Genomic DNA, 17,439 nt, shown 5'->3' with positions numbered 1-17,439 from the left:
ATCCGCAATGCACAAGCCCCGCGTATGACTGTCGGGGATAGCACCCCGCGAAGACATGACCCGGCAAAAAGGACAAGCCATGAGCCCGAACAGCAGCCCCCACATCGCCGGCACCGTCGACGAGCGCGAAGTGGCCCGGTTCTCAGCCATGGCGGCCGAATGGTGGAGCCCGACGGGCAAGTTCCGCCCGCTGCACAAGTTCAACCCCGTCCGCCTCGCCTATATCAAGGACAAGGTCTGCGAGCGCTTCGGCCGCGACCCGAAGGCCAGCGACGCCTTCAAGGGCCTGCGCATTCTCGACATCGGCTGCGGCGGCGGCCTCCTGAGCGAACCCATGGCCCGACTTGGCGCAACAGTAACGGGCGCTGACCCGTCCACCACCAACATCGAGATTGCCCGCCTGCACGCGGCCCAGTCCGGCCTCGAGATCGACTATCGCGCCGCCACGGCCGAAGACCTGGCCGCTGCCGGCGAGAGCTTTGACGTGGTGCTGAACATGGAAGTCGTCGAACATGTTGCCGACGTGCCGCTGTTCCTCGGCGAAGTGTCACGCATGGTTCGCCCCGGCGGACTGATGTTCGTTGCCACCATCAACAGGACATTAAAAGCCTATGCACTGGCCATTGTCGGGGCCGAGTATGTGCTGCGCTGGCTGCCCAAGGGCACGCATTCCTATGAAAAGTTGGTGCGCCCGTCCGAGATCGAAGGCCCGTTGGGCGCTGCCGGCCTGGAGATCCTTGACCGCAGCGGCGTCAGCTACAACCCGCTCGCCGACACCTGGCACCGGTCGCGCGACATGGACGTGAACTACATGCTCCTGGCTGGCCGGCCGGGCCAGACAGCAGCTTGATCGGGGCATCATGATGGAACCGATCGTTCTCATCCCGGGGCTGCTGTGCACCGAGACGTTGTTTGCCCCGCAGATCGTCGCTCTCGCCGACCGGCCGGTGATGGTGGCCAATCACCGGGACCACGACACCATCCCGGCAATCGCGGCAAACATACTGGCCGTGGCCCCGGAACGGTTTGCCCTGGCCGGCCTGTCCATGGGCGGCTATGTGGCAATGGAGATCATGCGCCAGGCGCCACAGCGGGTCAGCCGTCTCGCCCTTCTCGACAGCAGCCCCAAGCCCGACGCACCGGAACAGGGTGAACGGCGGCGCGTGCTGATCGGTCTTGCCGAGAGCGGGAAGTTCTCGAAAGTGCCACATCTGCTCTACCCTGGACTGGTCGACGCCAGCCGGCTGGAAGACGATGGGCTGAAATCCGTCGTCGTCGAGATGGCAGCGGATACGGGACCCGAGGCTTTCGTGCGGCAGCAGACAGCCATCATGGGCCGGGTCGACTCACGGCCTTTCCTCGCAACAATCACGGCTCCGACACTGGTCCTGGTCGGCGAGGGAGACACGCTGACCCCGCCGGCGGTCGCGCGCGACATGCACGACGCCATCACCGGCAGCCGCCTTGCGGTGCTGCCTGGCTGCGGCCATCTCTCAACGCTCGAAGCCCCCGGCGCGATCACAGCCGAACTGCAGGCCTGGCTGCAGGCCTGAGCAACTTAAGGCATCAGAACATAGGTTCCTGGTGCCGGACACAGTGGCTCAAGCCCGGCCTCCGGTTTGCCCATGGGCGGCAATGCTCCAGGCACCCCGGACCGCTCGGCAAGCCACGCGCTCCAGGCCTCCCACCAGGACCCGTCGCGCAAGGCAGCCGCAGCGATCCAGCCTTCCGGATCGAGATGCCCGTTATGTGCCGGGCTCGTCAGGATGCGGTAATGCCGGTTCTTGTGGCCGGGCTCGCTGACGATCCCGGCATTGTGTCCGCCTGTGGTCAGGATGAACGTAACGGGACTGTCAGCCAGGTGACGGATCTTGAAGACAGAGCGCCAGGGCGCGACGTGGTCCTGTTCGGTCCCCACGGCAAACACAGGCGCCGTGATATCCTCGATGGAAACAACCGCACCATCGACCCGGTAGCGGCCTTCGGCAAAGTCATTGCGTAGGAACAGCTGGCGCAGATACTCCGAATGCATCCGGTAGGGCATCCGGGTGCCATCCGCATTCCAGGCCATCAGGTCAAACATCGGCGCCCGCTCGCCGAGCATATACTCCCGCACGATACGGGACCAGATCAGGTCCTTGGACCGTAGAAGCTGGAAGGCCCCAGACATCTGCGCCGTGTCGAGGTAGCCCTGTTCCCACATCAGGTCTTCCAGGAAGGACACTTCGCTTTCGTCGATGAACAGCGTCAGTTCCCCGGCCTCGGTGAAGTCGGTCTGTGCCGCAAACAGGGACAGGCTGGCAATGCTCTCATCGCCACGATGGAACAGCCCTGCTGCCGTGATTGACAGAAGCGTCCCGCCGAGACAATAGCCCGCGGCATGGACCTTCGGGGAACCGGTGATCTCCTTTGCAGCCGCAAGCGCAGCCTCGATGCCAAGCTTGCGGTAATCGTCCATGCCCAGATCCCGGTCGTCAGCACCGGGATTGCGCCAGGAAATCATGAAGACGGTAAAGCCCTGTCCGACCAGATAGCGGACAAGCGAGTTTTCCGGTGACAGGTCGAGAATGTAGTATTTCATGATCCAGGCCGGGACGATCAGCACCGGCTCGGGATGCGCATTTGGCGTGGTCGGTTCGTACTGGATCAGTTCAATCAACCGGTTGCGATAGACGACCTTGCCCGGTGTTACCGCCACCGCCTTCCCCGGCAGAAAACTCTCCCGCCCGGCCGGCATCCGTTTACTGCCAAGCCGCTCGAGATCCTCAAGCAGATGGCTCCAGCCACGGGCGAGGTTCATGCCACCCTCATCCAGCGTCTTGCGCAGCACCTCCGGATTGGTCAGCGGAAAATTGGACGGGGCCGCCAGATCGAGCAACTGCCGCGTCACGAAATCGATAATACGCTCATGGTGCGGCGATACCCCCCGCACCCCGGTCATCGCCTGGCTCCACCATTGCTGTGTCAGCAGGAAGGACTGGGCATAGAGGTTGAACGGCCAGGTTTGCCAGCTTTCATGGTCGAAGCGGTGATCCTGCGGCATCGGCTCGATGCAGCCGTCCGGGTTGCCACCGGCCGTGGCGCCAGTCGTGGCACAGGTCATCGCATAACGGCACAGGCGCGAGGCCTTGCGGACCGCATTCTGCAACAGGCTCGCCTGCTTGCCGGGCAGCACCGCCAGATGCATCAGCCAGTCAGCATAAGCCTCCACCAACGCCCCGGGCGACACACCTCCCGTCAGCCGTGCCAGAAAAGCCCGGCTCGCCCGGTCCATCAGTTCCGTCGTGCCTGTCTCTGCATCCATATCGTCGTGGGACATTCCGGACATCACGGCCTTGCTATAGGCGAGCGAAGGGGCAAGGGCAGACGCAAATGCGGGGGGCAGGAACGGCGGTTGAAGGAACTCAGCGCCTGAAGACTTCTGATCCGGCATCGATCGCTCCTTGAGATGGAGATGCAATTCATGATTGCAAAACTCGGAATGTCGGGCCAGTATTTTGCAGTGCATCAGACCCTGCAATGAGCCAGATCAATCCAACATGCCTTCCGTAGCGCTATACTGCGCTGCAGAACGGCTTATCATCAAAATGACGCGTTGCGCGTGTATGGCTGCGCGGGTTTTGACAGCGGATTTGCCGGGGGAAACCGGCCAGCCGGCCCTCCTCGCGCCGGCATCCTGTGATGGGAGGAAGATATGTCGCAGCATGACAGCACGCAGCATGAGGACAAGCAGTCAGACGGCAAGCTGCACGACAGCAGCCATCCGGAAGCGCCGGCAGGAATGTCGGTGATGGACCAGGTGCTGTCACCGGCCTGGCTGACGCAGACCCCGAGCAACTGGAGCTGGGCAGAACGCAGCGACAAGATCGAGGCCCAGGCTTTCCGCAGCATGGAAGACGCCCGCCGCCGGCTGACCGCCAATGCCGAGAAGGCGCTGGCGAACCATGTCGATTTTGTATCCCATCGCCTCAATGCAGACATGGAATGCTTCCGGCAGCTGACAACCTGCCGTTTGCCCGATGAAACGATGAAAACCCTTCAGGGCTTTTTGCGCTCCATGTGGCAGGACTACGAAAGCCAGGCACAGCGGTCCTTTGCCTTGCTGCAGGAGACCCTGACCGAGACCGTCGCCAGCGCCGAAGCCTTGACCGAGACCGCCATCGAGACCGTGGCTGCCCTGGAAAGCGCAGTCGAGGAAGAAGTCACTCTCGCTGACGCCGACGAACCGGTGGCAGCAACGATCACGACCGAGGCCGACAAGGCCTCTGCTTCGCCATCGCCCTTTGAGGCTATGGGTCCGGACGTAGCCCCCGCCAAGGCGGCCGCGACGAGAGCAACCGTCAAATCCGAAAGCTCTGCAGCCCGGCCACGCAAACCTGCCGCGTCAAGGACCACGCGCAAGCCGGCCCCGCCGACGACGTCAGAAGCCTGATCTCGGGCCTGACCATTGGGCCTGGGGCCTCTCCCGACACCGGTCGGATAGATGCAACGCCGCGGCCAGGGCTGCGGCGTTTCATCTTTCAGAAAGCAAGAACGGCCAGCGTCTCAGTTCCGTTCATCCGGAAGCACCGGCAAGGCTAGGATATTGATACCCTCTTCAATCAGGGCCTGCGCATCATCAGGATTGGTCTCGCCATAGATGTTGCGATGATCAGCCTCGCCATAATGCATCTTGCGGGCCTCTTCGGCAAAGGACGCACCGACGTAATCGGCGTTTGCCGTCATCAGTTCCCTGAGTTCCCGCAGCTTTCCGACAAGTTCGGCATGTCGCGCATCGGAGGGGATCAGTGCCGCATTTGACGCATCCGACGCCGGCGTCAACGCCGGGGCAGATGGCTGGGCCTGTGCCGTGGTCTCCGCCTTGCTGCTGGCCTCGGCCGCGAGCCGGGCAGCCTCCTGCCGCTCCGCCCGCTTTTCAGCGGTCGCCACGGCAGGCGCCATCAGCGCCTTGCTGACCAGGGGCGAGCCGCAAACAGGACAGGCCACCAGCCCTTTCGAGCTCTGCAGGTCGTAATCAGCGGAATTGCGGAACCAGGCCTCAAACCCATGCGCATTGTCACAAACCAGCGAATAGCGGATCACGAACGAGCCCCCTCACGCGCCAACAAGCGCAAAATCGCGCTCATTGGCAATTGCAGGAATGCGCTGCCTCACCTTGAGCGATTCCGCCGGATCGACTGTCGCCAGTACAAAACCCGGTTCGTCATGGTCCAGTTCGGCGATCACATCGCCCCAGGGGCCAATGATCAGGCTATGGCCATAGGTCTCGCGGCCATCCTCATGCGTGCCGCCTTGCGCCGCCGAGACAACATAGGCACCGTTCTCGATCGCCCGCGCGCGCTGCAACACATGCCAATGTGCCGCGCCGGTCTGGCGAGTGAAGGCGGCCGGCATGGTCAGCATCGCCGCACCGGATCGCGCCTGGCTGCGGAAAATTGCCGGGAAGCGGACATCATAGCACACGGCCATTCCCATCTTCAGCCAGGGAAGCTCCGCGACGATGCTTTCCTCGCCCGGGCGATAGGTCGCGGACTCGCGCCAGCTCTCGCCATTCGGAAGGTCAACATCGAACATATGGATCTTGTCGTAGCGCGCCAGGATGGCGCCATCAGGCCCGATCAGGAACGCCCGGTTCGCGACCTGACCATCGGCAAGGCGGATCGCCAGGGAACCGGCATGCAGATGAATGCCAAGTTCGGCTACCAGTTGCCGAAACCGCGCCAGCATCGGATCATCCGCTTCCAGCGAGATCTTTTGCATGAGATCCGCGCGGCTGCGCTCCAGGATGTTGGACATTTCCGGGGTCTGCACATACTGCGCACCGGCTCCGGCGGCCTGGCGGATCAGGTCCTCCGCTTGCGCGATGTTGTCAGCAACGGAACGGGAAGAGCGCATCTGCACGCAGGCGGCGGTAAAGCTGGTCATGGTCATCCTCAGGCAGCGAGCAACGGGTCAAGCTTGCCGGACCGCTCCAACTCATGCAGATCATCGCAGCCGCCAACATGCTGGCCGCCTATGAAAATCTGCGGGAAAGTCGTCCGGCCATGCGCCTTGCCAATCATTTCGGCGCGCAAGGCAGGGCTGAACGTTGCGTCATGCTCGGTGTAGCGGACACCCTTGCTGTCAAGAAGCCGCTTGGCTGCAACACAATAGCCGCAGCCCTGCCGAATGTAGATGGTCACATCAACCACGTCGAAACTCCTGCTGGCGATCCGGCCCGGTCACTGGCCGATCATCACCCTTAAGCGACCCGCTTATATTGTCCCTGCACAGTCTGGCACAAGGGCAAGACCGAAGCCTGATCGTTCCGAGTGCTAAGAACACTAGAGGTCATTGGTTACCGGATCGGCAATGGCAAAGGTCAGCACATCGACCTGTGTAGCCCCCGCTGCCCGCAGCACACGGGTACAGGCCGCGAGCGTCGATCCTGTTGTCAGGACATCATCGACAAGTATGACGTTGCGGCCATGGATCTTGTCACGGCCGGCTGGCGAAACGCGGAACGCGCCGCGGACATTCACCTGCCGCTGCTTGGCAGTGAGCCCCACCTGCTGGCGCGTCCGCCGGGTGCGCTCCAGGGCACAGGGCTCGACAGCAACACCACTGACCCGGGCAACAGCTTGCGCCAGCAGCGCCGCCTGGTTGAACCGCCGCTGCCACAGGCGCAAGCGATGCAGCGGAACCGGGACAAGCAGGCTACCCGGCAACAGGACATCCTGGCCATTGCGCGCCATCAACTGCCCCATCAAGCCGGCGACATCCCGGCGGGCGCCGAATTTCAATCCCAGCACCAGGTCGCGGGCCGCCCCTTTATAAAGTGTAGCCGCCCGCGCCCGGTCATAGACCGGCGGATCGGCGATGGCCCGCGCACTCAGCGCTCCCTCGCCCAGATCATGTGAAAACGGGGTCCCGAGCCGGTCACACCAGGGCGCCTCGATAAAAGGCATCGCAGTCCAGCAAGCCGGACAAAGACTGTGGTCGGCGGCGATGACTGCGTCACAGACCGGGCATCGTGGCGGCAGGAGGCCGTCGAAGGCAGCCTGGGCAAAACCGCGCAGGCCACGCGCGACCCTCAGGCAGGACGAAACCACCAACCCCATCAGACTGCTCCACCGCAACAGCACATGGTCACACTACTGCAAGTCACGGAAGCCGCGAAGTCCCGCCGTGTCTCATGACAAGCCGAGCAGAAGTTTTGACCTTCGAAGGTCGGACGGCATATAGGGAGGCAAGGGACGAAACCCCGATCGCCAGGAAAGTCAGCAGGATCATGGCCCAGATGGATTTGTTCGACCGCCAATTGTTCGCCCGCCGCCGCAAGCGGGCGTTGATCCAGCGGACGGACGGCGCAGATTTCCTGCTCGCGGCCGTCGTCGAGGAACTGGCCGACAGGCTCCAGGCGGTGACACGGCAGTTTGACATCGCCGTTGACCTTGGCGGACACACCGGACGCCTTTGCGCGGCGCTGGCAGCCAGCGGGCGTGCGACTTCGGTCCTGCGCGGCGACTTGTTCCTTGCCGACCCGGACCTGTCCCCACCGGATTTCGTCTGTGACGACGCCTTTCTGCCCCTGAAAGATGCGTCCGTCGGCCTGATAGCGTCTGCCCTGTCGCTGCATCTCGTCAACGACCTGCCCGGCGCGCTGATTCAGATCCGCCGGGCGCTGCAGCCGGACGGCTTGTTCGTGGCCGCCGTCCTTGGCGGAGAGACGTTGAGCGAGTTGCGCGACTGCCTGATGCGGGCGGAGCTTGAACTGACAGGTGGGGCCGGCCCACGCGTGGCCCCCTTTGCCGACACCCGTGATCTTGGCGCCCTGCTGCAACGAGCCGGTTTCGCCTTGCCAGTAACCGACACGGACAAGCTGACGGTTCGCTACGACAGCCTGTTTGGCCTGATGCGGGACCTGAAGGCGATGGGTGCGACTTCTGTCCTCTCCGAACGCAGCCGCAAACCCCTGTCAAGGGCCGTGGTCCTGAAAGCGGCAGAGCTCTATGCGACAAACCACGCCGACGCGGACGGACGCATCCGCGCCACGTTCCAGGTCATCTATCTGTCTGGGTGGGCGCCGCATGAAAGCCAGCAGAAGCCCCTGAAGCCTGGCTCCGCCAAGATGCGCCTGGCCGACGCGCTCGATCCGATGCGAAAAGGACCAGGGAGCTGAGGCTATTCGCCGGTCAGTTCGACCGGCAGGCCTCATTTGGCCTTGCCGAGATTTTCCGAAATGTAATTGAAGTCCGTCTTGATCTCTTCACTGATGGACAACAGCGTTCCCATGATGGCGGCCGAAATCATCGCGACAAGCAGGCCGTACTCGACCATCGTTGCCCCGGATTGATCCGCAGCAAAGCGCTTTGCCAGCGCCTTTGCGCCCGCCAGAAGGGAATGTTTGCCACCCGTCGGGATCATGCCCAGCTCCTCGCGGCCAGTCCTTGGCCGTTCCGTCATTCGTTTCAGGCGCCGACCAGCCCGATGAGATGGGAGATCAGCGGTTCGTCGGCTGGAGGCATCGGGTAGTCCCGCAACTTGCCTGCGCGGACCCATTTCAGGGCCTGCCCTTCCAGCGGCTGCGGTGTGCCTTCCCAGCGACGACACACATAGAGTGGCATGAGGAGATGAAAATCTTCGTAAGCGTGGCTGGCGAAGGTTAAAGGGGCAAGGCACGCTTCCTTAACGCTGATCCCAAGTTCTTCGGACAGTTCCCGGATCAGGCTCGCCTCAAGACGTTCGCCCGGCTCCAGCTTTCCGCCCGGAAATTCCCACAAACCTGCGAGATTCTTGCCCTCTGGCCGCTGCGCGATCAGGATCCGGCCATCAGTGTCAATTAGAGCACAGGCAACAACCAGAACAATACGCATGGAGGGCTGTTCCAATTCTGGACAATCCCGGACGTCTTTTTATCTGACATCCGGATTAAATCTGACAATGCCCCGGATCAGCTCCGGTAGTCGCCATTGATCTCGACATAAGCCTTGGTGAGGTCACAGGTCCACACGCGGGACGAGCCTTCGCCAAGCCCCAGGTCAACCCGGATGACGATGTTTTCCTGCTTCATGGCCGCCGATGCGGCAGCTTCGGAGTAACCGGCGTCACGTTCGCCCTCGACGGCGACGCGCACATCCCCGAACCAGATCGCAAGACGATCGCGGTCGGCCGGCTCACCGGCCTTGCCAACGGCCATGACGACGCGGCCCCAGTTGGCGTCTTCGCCAGCGATTGCCGTCTTCACCAATGGGGAATTGGCGATCGACAGCGCAATCCGCTTGGCCGAGGCATCGTTGACTGCACCTTCGACGCGAACTTCCACAAACTTGCGCGCGCCTTCGCCGTCCCGAACGATATGGTGCGCCAGCTCCAGCATGACTTCGCCAAGTGCGACGCGGAAAGCGGCAAGGCGCGGGTCGGCCGCATCCGTGATACGCGCAGCGCCGCGCGATGCGGCCTTGCCGGTCGCAAACAGCAGCGCAGTGTCCGAGGTCGACGTGTCACTGTCGACGGTGATGGAGTTGAAGCTGCCGCCGACAGTCTCAGAAATCAGCACCTGCAGCACCGGCGCGGCAATCGGGGCGTCGGTGAACAGGAAGGACAGCATAGTCGCCATGTCCGGCGCGATCATGCCCGCGCCCTTGGCAATCCCGTTCAACGTCACCGGAGTGCCGCCAAGGTCCACCGTCCGGGTCGCGACCTTCGGGAAAGTGTCAGTGGTCATGATCGCCTTGGCCGTCTCCAGCCAGGATCCCGCCGCCGCACTGCTGACGAGTTCGCCGATCACGCCGGAAAACTTGTCGGCCGGCAGCGGCTCGCCGATGACACCGGTCGAGGCGAGATAGATTTCAGACGCAGCGCAACCGACGGCCTTGCTGACGATCTCAGCCGACAGCTCGACCGCCGCCTTGCCCTTCTTGCCGGTGAAGGCATTGGCATTTCCGGAATTGACCAGCAGCGCCCGCGCGGTGGCATGGGGAAGGTTCGCCCGGCACCAGTCCACCGGTGCCGACGGGCACAGCGAGCGGGTGAAAACGCCGGCAGCTTCCGTACCCGCGTCCATCAGCACCAGCAGTACATCGGTGCGGCCCTTGTACTTGATCCCGGCGGCGGCAGTGGCAAAGCGGACGCCTTCGATCACCGGCATGTCGGGATAGGACTTGGGCGCAAGCGGGGAAATCTCGGTGGACATGAAAGCCTCGTCAACAGGGCGGAAACTGGCGCAGACTTGCCCGACAGCCGCGTCTCGCGCAACCAGTTTTGCGAGGAGGCCCCCGCCTGCACACAAGCGCTGCGACTGCTGGGCGCGGGCCGGCACAGCCGACCCGGAAATCCATGCTCCGGCGGCGGCGAACAAGGGCGTCCTGCCACCGCCGGAACGATCAGGAGCTTACTGCTGCGCCGGTTTGGCCGGATCGGCAGCAGGCACCTCAGGCTGAACGATCTCCACCTTGTGGGTCGCCTTCAGCTCCGTCATCAGTGCGGTGTAACGGTCCCGCATCAGCTTGTTGCGCAGGCCGTCCTGGACATCCTCGAAGGCCGGGGCCGGCTGGATACGCTTCTCGTCCAGCTTCAGCACATGCCAGCCGAACTGCGACTGCACCGGCTCCTTCGTGTAGGCGCCCGGCTCAAGCGCAAAGGCAGCCGCTTCGAACTCCGGCACCATGCGGCCCTTGCCGAAGAAGCCAAGGTCCCCACCGGCGGCGGCCGAGCCGTCGCTGGAATTGGTCTTGGCGAGTTCAGCGAAGTCCGCCCCGCCATCGAGATCCTTGATCAGTTTCTCGGCTTCTTCCTTGCTTGCCACGAGAATGTGACGTGCGCGGACCTCTTCTTCACCCTTGAAGTTGGCGAGTTCTGCGTCGTAGGCGGCTTTCAGCTCGGCTTCGGTGATGCCGGCTTCCAGCTTCTGCGAGATATAGGCGTTGCGCAGAGCCTGGGTGGTCAGGAACCTGACCTGGCGCTGGAAGTCCTCGTCTTTCTGCAGACCTTCCTTTTCCGCTTCCTTGGCCAGAAGCGTCATGTCGACCAGAACGTCAGTCAGGATCGAGCGCCACTGGGCCGGCGGGAACCGCTGCAACTCCTGGCCGAGGTCCCGGGCGGCAAAGGCGATATCAGCTTCGGTGATGACAGTGTCACCCACCTTGGCGACCACGTCGCCCGGCTCCTGGGCAGTCAGGGACGCTGCGGAAAGCGTCAGCGCGGTTGCTGCAATCAAGGCAGTGCGTAGCGGCTGGCGCAGGATGGAACGGAACATGAGGTGTCCTTGTGTGTGAACTCTAATGCCTGCCTCCCCGTGAAGAGAAGCGGACGGCGCTGCAAACTTGCGCAAACCGGCGGCGTTGACAAGCATTCGACCCCCTCTTATCTGTCGGACGGCGCGTCAGTCCCCTGGCGCGAAGCCTGCGGTCCTGACCTGCCGTTGCTCTGAAGCAGGCAAGCCGGGCAAACCTGGATCGCAATTGAGATTTTTTTGAGGGCCGCGCCGGACTGATCCGTTCGCCCGCCGCCCGCCATCTGGAAGGACCGCCATATGGCAGGCCTCGGTGCACTGGCACGTAAGATTTTTGGTTCTTCGAATGATCGCAAGATCAAGTCCATGAAGTCCAAGGTAGCCGCCATCAACGCTCTTGAAAGCGAGATGATGGCTCTGTCTGACGAGGCGCTGCGCGCCCGTACCCAGATGTTCCGCGAGCAGCTGGCGACTGGCACTCCGCTTGAGGATCTGCTGATCCCGGCCTTTGCGACGGTGCGCGAAGGTGCGCGTCGCGCCCTGGGGCAGCGCCATTACGACGTCCAGCTCATCGGCGGCATGGTGCTGAACGCCGGCGAAATCTCGGAAATGCGTACCGGTGAAGGCAAGACCCTCGTTGCCACCGCGCCGGTCTATTTGAATGCGCTCTCCGGCAAGGGCGTGCATGTCATCACGGTGAACGACTATCTCGCCCAGCGCGACGCGATGTGGATGGGCAAGGTCTACCGCTTCCTCGGCCTGACCGTCGGCGTCATCGTGCATGGCCTCTCGGACGAGGAACGCCGGGCAGCCTATGCCGCCGACATCACCTACGGCACCAACAATGAGTTCGGCTTCGACTACCTGCGCGACAACATGAAATATGAGCGCGCGGCCATGGTCCAGCGCGGCCATCACTACGCAATCGTCGATGAGGTGGACTCCATCCTGATCGATGAGGCGCGCACGCCGCTGATCATCTCCGGCCCGCTCGAGGACCGCTCGGAATTCTACAACACCATTGACGCCTTCATCCCGATGCTGGACGAAGGCGACTACGAGCTGGATGAAAAGCAGCGTAGCACCTCGTTCACCGAGGCTGGCAACGTCAAGCTGGAGGCCCTGCTCGGCGAAGCCGGACTGCTTCGCTCGGATTCGCTCTACGACGTCGAGAATGTCTCGGTAGTGCATCACCTGCAGCAGGCGCTGAAGGCACACAAGCTGTTCCAGCGCGACCGTGACTACATCGTCCGCGGCGGCGAAGTGGTGATCATCGACGAGTTCACCGGCCGCATGATGCCGGGCCGGCGTTACTCGGAAGGCCTGCACCAGGCGCTCGAGGCCAAGGAAAAGGCCCGGATCCAGCCGGAAAACCAGACCCTGGCGTCCATCACCTTCCAGAATTACTTCCGCATGTACGAGAAGCTGGCCGGCATGACCGGAACGGCCTCGACAGAGGCGGACGAGTTCATGGACATCTACGGCCTCGCAGTCGTCGAAATCCCGACCAACAACACGGTCAAGCGCATTGACGATGACGACGAGGTCTATCGCACCGTTGACGAAAAATTCGGGGCAATCGTTGAACTGATCGACGATTGCAAGTCACGCGGACAGCCGATCCTCGTCGGTACGACATCCATCGAGAAATCCGAATTCCTGGCCGAACGGCTGAAGAAGCATGGCTATCGCCAGGTCGATGTGAACGACCCGAACGCCTTCGTCCCCCTGTTCGATGCCGTGGACGGCACCGCGAAGGACAAGATCTTCGCCGTGCTGAACGCGCGCTACCACGAGCAGGAAGCTTTCATCATTTCGCAGGCCGGTCTGCCGGGCGCGGTGACGATCGCCACCAACATGGCCGGCCGCGGCACCGACATCCAGCTTGGCGGCAATGCCGAAATGCGCATTGAGCGCGAACTGGCCGACATGCCGGAAGGCGAGGAGCGGGCCGCACGCGAAGCTGCGATCCGCGCCGATGTGGAAATGCTGAAGCAGAAGTCGCTGGCGGCCGGCGGCCTTTATGTGATCGGCACCGAGCGCCACGAAAGCCGGCGCATCGACAACCAGCTGCGCGGCCGTTCCGGCCGTCAGGGCGACCCGGGCCATTCCAAGTTCTTCCTGTCCCTGCAGGACGACCTGATGCGCATCTTCGGCTCCGACCGGATGGATTCGATGCTGCAGAAGCTTGGACTGAAGGACGGCGAGGCGATCATCCATCCCTGGATCAACAAGGCGCTCGCCAAGGCGCAGCAGAAGGTCGAGGCGCGCAACTTCGACATCCGCAAGAACCTCCTCAAGTTCGACAACGTGATGAACGACCAGCGCAAGGTGGTGTTCGAGCAGCGCGTCGAACTGATGGATGGCAGCGACCTCAACCAGACCGTCACCGACATGCGGCATGACGTGATCGAGGATCTCGTCTCGCGCCATATCCCCGAGCGGGCCTATCCCGAGCAGTGGGATACGGCTGGCCTGCAGGAAGAGGTCCGCACCATCCTGGCCCTTGACCTGCCGGTCATGGACTGGGCCAAGGAAGAAGGCATTGCCGAGGACGAGGTGAAGGAACGCCTGCGCAAGGCGGCCGATGAGATCATGGAAAGCAAGATCGCCCGCTATACGCCGGAGATCATGTCCCAGGTCGAGAAGGCGATCCTGCTGCAGACGCTGGACAACCTGTGGCGCGAGCACCTTGCCAACCTCGATCACCTGCGCTCCGTCGTCGGGTTCCGCGGCTATGCCCAGCGCGATCCGCTGCAGGAGTACAAGACCGAGGCCTTCTCGCTGTTCGAGACCATGCTGGCGCAGTTGCGTCAGGTGACGACATCACAGCTGATGCGCGTCGAACTGGTCACCCAGCAGATGCCGGAAATGCCGCATGAGCCGAGCGAGATGCACCCGCATCACATCAATCCGCTCACCGGCGAAGACGAGGAAGCTCCATTGCGTCCGCGTGGACCGGCTGCCGTGGCTGGCGGGTTTGCGGCGACAGGCGTCGCCCGCGACCCGAACGATCCTTCGACCTGGGGCCAGGTCGGCCGCAACGAAACCTGCCCCTGCGGCTCAGGCAAGAAATTCAAGCACTGCCACGGCGCATTCGTCTGAAGACGGCAAGACACTCGGCGCTGCCGGACGCATCCAGGCCCCGGCAGCGGCCCCGGCAGCAGCCAAGAGACAGCAGGGGGAAGCCCGCATGATCGACGTCCAGAGCTCACCGCCGGGCCAGTCGATCTACACCGAGCGCAGGGCCGCGAGCCGCCCTGCAGTCCCGCTGTTGTCAATCGTCGTGCCCGTCTTCAACGAGGCCGAGGTTCTCGATATTTTCCTGGAAGAAACCGAAGCGGCCCTGACCGGGCTGCATCTCTCCGTCGAGTATGTCTTCATCGATGACGGCAGCACTGATGCCACGGCGCGAATCATCAGCCGGCACCTGGCAGCCGGCCTGCCGGGGCGGCTGATCGGACTGTCGCGGAACTTCGGCAAGGAAGCCGCCCTCTCTGCTGGCCTGGAACACGCCCACGGCGATATCGTCGCCATTCTCGATGCAGACCTCCAGGATCCGCCCGGACTTATTCCGCAAATGGTCAGTTTATGGCGCAGCGGCTTTGATGTCATCTATGGGCTGCGGGTCGACAGATCGCAGGAAACCCTGGCCAAGCGTGGCACGGCGCATCTGTTCTACAAGGTCTTTGACCGGCTGACGCAAATCAGCATGCCGGCCAACGCGGGCGATTTTCGGCTGATTGACCGGAGCGTCGTCGACGCCCTCAAGCGCCTGCCGGAACGCAGCCGCTTCATGAAGGGCCTGTTTGCCTGGGTCGGCTACCCCTCGACCTACATTGCCTACGAGCGGCCATTGCGCCGGGCTGGTCAAGGCAAGTGGAACTACTGGCGGCTGTGGAACTTCGCGCTCGACGGCCTGACGAGTTTCAGCACCGTGCCACTACGGATCTGGCTGTATGGCGGCGGAACCGTCGCGGCCCTTGCCATCGCCTATGCCGTGTTTTTGATCTTGCGCGTGCTGATCTACGGCATAGATGTGCCGGGCTACGCCTCGTTGATGGTCAGCGTCCTGTTCTTCTCCGGTCTCCAGTTGCTCTCGATCGGGATCGTCGGCGAATATGTCGGACGCCTGTTCATCGAGACCAAGCAGAGGCCGGTATTTCTGGTGCAGGATGTCATCGACTACGCGGCCGCGAAAGACGAGCCGGCACTACCCACCGACAGATCTGCCGAATGACACCGCTGGCTGACAGGCGCCGGCTGGTGCGGGAAATCGGCACCATTGCCCGCTTCGGCGCGGTCGGCCTCACCGCTGCCTGTGTACATGCCTCCGTTGCCATCGCGCTCGTCGAATATGGCGGAGTTCCCGCCATGGCGGCAAATGTCTGCGGCTTCCTCGTTGCCTTTCTGGTGTCCTTCTTCGGCCACCATCACTGGAGCTTCCAGTCGGACCGGAACACCGGTTCGGCCAGGCGCATGCGTCGGTTCTTCGTGCTGGCCGCCGCCGGTTTCGTGCTCAACAACGGCGCGCTGGCCGCCTGGCTGCAACTGACCCCCTGGTCCGATACAATCGGCATCATCGTTGCGATCTTCGTCGTGCCTCCACTGACTTTCCTCGGTGCCCGGTTCTGGGCATTTGCCGCAAAGACGGATCCCGATCCACAATGACCGAACGCCCGGTAGCTTCCGCCAGCCGTACGGCGGTGTTTTATGTCGCGATCTTCAGCCTGCTCTGGGCAATGCTGCCGACGCTGCTGTTCCCCAACCCGCCGCTGGATGTTGTCGAAGGCTTTGCCTGGGGCCGCGATCTCGCCCTTGGCTACACGAAGCACCCGCCGCTGCAGGCATGGCTGCTGGAGGCGAGCTTCCATGTCACCGGCGGGCATGCCTTTGGTGCCTATTGGCTCAGCCAGATCTGCTTTGTCCTCGCCTACGTCTTCATCTGGAGCCTGGGCCGGGATGTCGGACTGTCCCGGCCGCAAAGCCTGTTGGCCCTGGTGGCCACAAGCTGCTCGTTCTACTTCACCTTGCCTGCGCCTGAGTTCAATCCCAACATCCTGCAGATCCCGGTCTGGGCCGGCATGCTGCTGTTCTTCCACAGAGCCTTGCGACGAGGCGCCCTCACCGACTGGCTGATTCTCGGCCTCCTGGCGGCTGCAGGGCTCTATGCCAAATATTTCGCAGCGCTTCTGATTGGCAGCATCGGGCTTTATGCGCTCGTCTTTGCCGATGCCCGCCGCTGCCTGAAAACCCCCGGCCCTTATGTCGCCATGGCCACGGGCGCCATTCTGTTCATCCCGCATGTCTATTGGCTGCTGGAGACAGACTGGCTGACCTTCACCTATGCAGCCGACCGCAGCATGCCGGCTGAAACCTGGCTTGATCACCTGCTCTATCCGGCAAATTTCCTGGCGGGCCAGATCGGCAGTCTCGCCCCGGTCCTTCTGGTGCTGGCCGCGGGCCTTGGCCTGTCCGGACTGCGGGCGCTTCTGAGAGCTAGGCCAAATCTCGTCGCTGCGCCCGGCACACAGCCAGACCTGCGCTTCATGCTTTGGTTCACCCTGGCTCCATTGGCTGTGGTTCTGCTTGTCTCCGGCGTCACAGGACGCGAGTTCAAGCAGATGTGGGGCGCATCGATGTTCACCCTCATTGGCATTGTCCTGGTGCAGCTTGTGGCCAACAGGACAGCCGTCTGGTCGCTGCGGCGGGCCCTCGGCGCTGCTGTTGCCATCCAGCTCCTGTTCCTGGGCGTGGTCACCGCGCAGGCCCTGGTGGAGCCGATGTTCAAGTCCAAGCCAACACGGATCCATTTCCCCGGCGACGCACTCGCCCGCGTCGTCACCGACGCCTGGCGGCAGGCAACGGACCTGCCACTGGCTTATGTGGCAGGCGACATGTGGCCAGCGGCGCATGCCACCCTGTTCTCGCCCGATCGCCCTTCCCTCTTCACCGACCACACGGCAGCTGTGGCGCCCTGGATCGATCCGCAGGATGTCCAGACACGCGGCGTGCTGGTGCTCTGGACCGGCGACAGCGAGGTCCCCACCGGCACCCTTGCGGAGATCTACCCGAACCGGATCCGAGATGGCTTCGCTGATATCCCCTATGCGGCTCCGGCAGAGTGGCCACCGCTGCGGGTCAACTGGATCATTGTCCCGCCCGGCCAGATGCCTGAGCTGTGAAGGGGACGAGCCAGCTGGATTGACGGGCCGCCCTTTGACTTT

17 protein-coding genes are annotated in these 17,439 nt (G+C 63.0%); 8 read left to right on the top strand and 9 right to left on the bottom strand.

Features of this window, described 5'->3' with window-relative positions; translation table 11 throughout:
* The first annotated feature begins 79 nt into the window (after positions 1 to 79).
* Both ubiG and C8348_RS13325 read left to right on the top strand, forming a co-directional pair.
* Entirely contained in the window at positions 80 to 850 is a 771-nt protein-coding gene (ubiG, locus tag C8348_RS13330) for a bifunctional 2-polyprenyl-6-hydroxyphenol methylase/3-demethylubiquinol 3-O-methyltransferase UbiG (RefSeq protein WP_106753821.1), read from the top strand.
* A gap of 10 nt (positions 851 to 860) precedes the next feature.
* Positions 861 to 1,553 (top strand): alpha/beta fold hydrolase, encoded by a 693-nt coding sequence (locus C8348_RS13325; protein ID WP_106753820.1) that lies wholly within the window; start codon positions 861 to 863, stop codon positions 1,551 to 1,553.
* 5 nt (positions 1,554 to 1,558) lie between these two features.
* On the opposite strand, the gene C8348_RS13320 is transcribed toward C8348_RS13325, so the two are convergent.
* Positions 1,559 to 3,433, bottom strand: a complete 1,875-nt coding sequence (locus C8348_RS13320) for a PHA/PHB synthase family protein (protein ID WP_208983734.1) — start codon at positions 3,431 to 3,433, stop codon at positions 1,559 to 1,561.
* Positions 3,434 to 3,694: 261 nt separating this feature from the next.
* Between C8348_RS13320 and C8348_RS13315 the strand changes: the two genes are divergently transcribed.
* The gene (locus C8348_RS13315) at positions 3,695 to 4,432 is read left to right on the top strand and encodes a phasin family protein (RefSeq protein ID WP_106753819.1); all 738 of its coding nucleotides are present in this window, start codon (positions 3,695 to 3,697) and stop codon (positions 4,430 to 4,432) included.
* 113 nt (positions 4,433 to 4,545) lie between these two features.
* Here the strand turns inward: C8348_RS13315 and C8348_RS13310 are convergent, their stop codons facing one another.
* From C8348_RS13310 to C8348_RS13295, 4 genes are all read right to left on the bottom strand, one after another.
* Entirely contained in the window at positions 4,546 to 5,082 is a 537-nt protein-coding gene (locus C8348_RS13310; protein ID WP_106753818.1) for a DUF1178 family protein, read from the bottom strand.
* Positions 5,083 to 5,094: 12 nt separating this feature from the next.
* Positions 5,095 to 5,925: a carbon-nitrogen hydrolase family protein gene (locus C8348_RS13305; protein WP_106753853.1), complete on the bottom strand. Its 831-nt coding sequence runs from the start codon at positions 5,923 to 5,925 to the stop codon at positions 5,095 to 5,097.
* 8 nt (positions 5,926 to 5,933) lie between these two features.
* Complete coding sequence (gene grxC, locus C8348_RS13300; RefSeq protein WP_106753817.1) at positions 5,934 to 6,191, bottom strand: glutaredoxin 3; 258 nt, start codon at positions 6,189 to 6,191, stop codon at positions 5,934 to 5,936.
* Between the two features lie 132 nt (positions 6,192 to 6,323).
* Positions 6,324 to 7,100, bottom strand: a complete 777-nt coding sequence (locus tag C8348_RS13295; protein ID WP_106753816.1) for a ComF family protein — start codon at positions 7,098 to 7,100, stop codon at positions 6,324 to 6,326.
* A 170-nt stretch (positions 7,101 to 7,270) separates the two neighbouring features.
* On the opposite strand from C8348_RS13295, the gene C8348_RS13290 reads away from it, so the two are divergent.
* A complete protein-coding gene (locus C8348_RS13290) occupies positions 7,271 to 8,161 on the top strand; it encodes a class I SAM-dependent methyltransferase (protein ID WP_106753815.1) in 891 nt (296 codons plus the stop codon).
* Positions 8,162 to 8,193: 32 nt separating this feature from the next.
* Here the strand turns inward: C8348_RS13290 and C8348_RS13285 are convergent, their stop codons facing one another.
* The 4 genes from C8348_RS13285 to C8348_RS13270 form a co-directional block, all read right to left on the bottom strand.
* Positions 8,194 to 8,406, bottom strand: coding sequence for a Flp family type IVb pilin (locus C8348_RS13285; RefSeq protein ID WP_106753814.1), 213 nt, complete (start codon positions 8,404 to 8,406; stop codon positions 8,194 to 8,196).
* Between the two features lie 44 nt (positions 8,407 to 8,450).
* Positions 8,451 to 8,855, bottom strand: coding sequence for a (deoxy)nucleoside triphosphate pyrophosphohydrolase (locus C8348_RS13280; protein WP_106753813.1), 405 nt, complete (start codon positions 8,853 to 8,855; stop codon positions 8,451 to 8,453).
* Between the two features lie 77 nt (positions 8,856 to 8,932).
* Positions 8,933 to 10,174: a bifunctional glutamate N-acetyltransferase/amino-acid acetyltransferase ArgJ gene (argJ, locus tag C8348_RS13275; RefSeq protein ID WP_106753812.1), complete on the bottom strand. Its 1,242-nt coding sequence runs from the start codon at positions 10,172 to 10,174 to the stop codon at positions 8,933 to 8,935.
* A 198-nt stretch (positions 10,175 to 10,372) separates the two neighbouring features.
* A complete protein-coding gene (locus C8348_RS13270; protein WP_106753811.1) occupies positions 10,373 to 11,236 on the bottom strand; it encodes a peptidylprolyl isomerase in 864 nt (287 codons plus the stop codon).
* A gap of 276 nt (positions 11,237 to 11,512) precedes the next feature.
* Between C8348_RS13270 and secA the strand changes: the two genes are divergently transcribed.
* The 4 genes from secA to C8348_RS13250 all read left to right on the top strand — a co-directional run bounded on the left by secA (position 11,513) and on the right by C8348_RS13250 (position 17,397).
* Positions 11,513 to 14,317 carry a preprotein translocase subunit SecA gene (secA, locus tag C8348_RS13265; RefSeq protein ID WP_106753810.1) on the top strand — a complete coding sequence of 935 codons (2,805 nt, stop codon included), beginning with the start codon at positions 11,513 to 11,515 and terminating at the stop codon, positions 14,315 to 14,317.
* Positions 14,318 to 14,405: 88 nt separating this feature from the next.
* The gene (locus C8348_RS13260) at positions 14,406 to 15,452 is read left to right on the top strand and encodes a glycosyltransferase family 2 protein (protein ID WP_106753809.1); all 1,047 of its coding nucleotides are present in this window, start codon (positions 14,406 to 14,408) and stop codon (positions 15,450 to 15,452) included.
* Complete coding sequence (locus tag C8348_RS13255; protein WP_106753808.1) at positions 15,449 to 15,883, top strand: GtrA family protein; 435 nt, start codon at positions 15,449 to 15,451, stop codon at positions 15,881 to 15,883. Before C8348_RS13260 ends, C8348_RS13255 begins: the two co-directional genes overlap by 4 nt.
* A complete protein-coding gene (locus C8348_RS13250; RefSeq protein WP_106753807.1) occupies positions 15,880 to 17,397 on the top strand; it encodes a glycosyltransferase family 39 protein in 1,518 nt (505 codons plus the stop codon). The genes C8348_RS13255 and C8348_RS13250 overlap by 4 nt, the downstream gene beginning before the upstream one ends.
* The last annotated feature ends 42 nt before the right edge of the window (positions 17,398 to 17,439 follow it).

Origin of the sequence: Pannonibacter carbonis (assembly GCF_003012935.1) — a bacterium.
Taxonomy (GTDB): domain Bacteria; phylum Pseudomonadota; class Alphaproteobacteria; order Rhizobiales; family Stappiaceae; genus Pannonibacter; species Pannonibacter carbonis.
This window is presented reverse-complemented; position numbering and strand designations above follow the sequence as displayed.

Excerpts from the sequence above, each read along its gene's own strand:
- ubiG (WP_106753821.1), top strand. The coding sequence starts at position 80 with ATGAGCCCGAACAGCAGCCCCCACATCGCCGGCACCGTCGACGAGCGC.
- argJ (WP_106753812.1), bottom strand. The coding sequence starts at position 10,174 with ATGTCCACCGAGATTTCCCCGCTTGCGCCCAAGTCCTATCCCGACATG.
- C8348_RS13325 (WP_106753820.1), top strand. The coding sequence starts at position 861 with ATGATGGAACCGATCGTTCTCATCCCGGGGCTGCTGTGCACCGAGACG.
- C8348_RS13270 (WP_106753811.1), bottom strand. The coding sequence starts at position 11,236 with ATGTTCCGTTCCATCCTGCGCCAGCCGCTACGCACTGCCTTGATTGCA.
- C8348_RS13305 (WP_106753853.1), bottom strand. The coding sequence starts at position 5,925 with ATGACCAGCTTTACCGCCGCCTGCGTGCAGATGCGCTCTTCCCGTTCC.
- C8348_RS13260 (WP_106753809.1), top strand. The coding sequence starts at position 14,406 with ATGATCGACGTCCAGAGCTCACCGCCGGGCCAGTCGATCTACACCGAG.
- C8348_RS13295 (WP_106753816.1), bottom strand. The coding sequence starts at position 7,100 with ATGGGGTTGGTGGTTTCGTCCTGCCTGAGGGTCGCGCGTGGCCTGCGC.
- C8348_RS13290 (WP_106753815.1), top strand. The coding sequence starts at position 7,271 with ATGGCCCAGATGGATTTGTTCGACCGCCAATTGTTCGCCCGCCGCCGC.
- C8348_RS13320 (WP_208983734.1), bottom strand. The coding sequence starts at position 3,433 with ATGCCGGATCAGAAGTCTTCAGGCGCTGAGTTCCTTCAACCGCCGTTC.
- C8348_RS13280 (WP_106753813.1), bottom strand. The coding sequence starts at position 8,855 with ATGCGTATTGTTCTGGTTGTTGCCTGTGCTCTAATTGACACTGATGGC.
- C8348_RS13315 (WP_106753819.1), top strand. The coding sequence starts at position 3,695 with ATGTCGCAGCATGACAGCACGCAGCATGAGGACAAGCAGTCAGACGGC.
- C8348_RS13250 (WP_106753807.1), top strand. The coding sequence starts at position 15,880 with ATGACCGAACGCCCGGTAGCTTCCGCCAGCCGTACGGCGGTGTTTTAT.
- C8348_RS13255 (WP_106753808.1), top strand. The coding sequence starts at position 15,449 with ATGACACCGCTGGCTGACAGGCGCCGGCTGGTGCGGGAAATCGGCACC.
- secA (WP_106753810.1), top strand. The coding sequence starts at position 11,513 with ATGGCAGGCCTCGGTGCACTGGCACGTAAGATTTTTGGTTCTTCGAAT.
- C8348_RS13285 (WP_106753814.1), bottom strand. The coding sequence starts at position 8,406 with ATGATCCCGACGGGTGGCAAACATTCCCTTCTGGCGGGCGCAAAGGCG.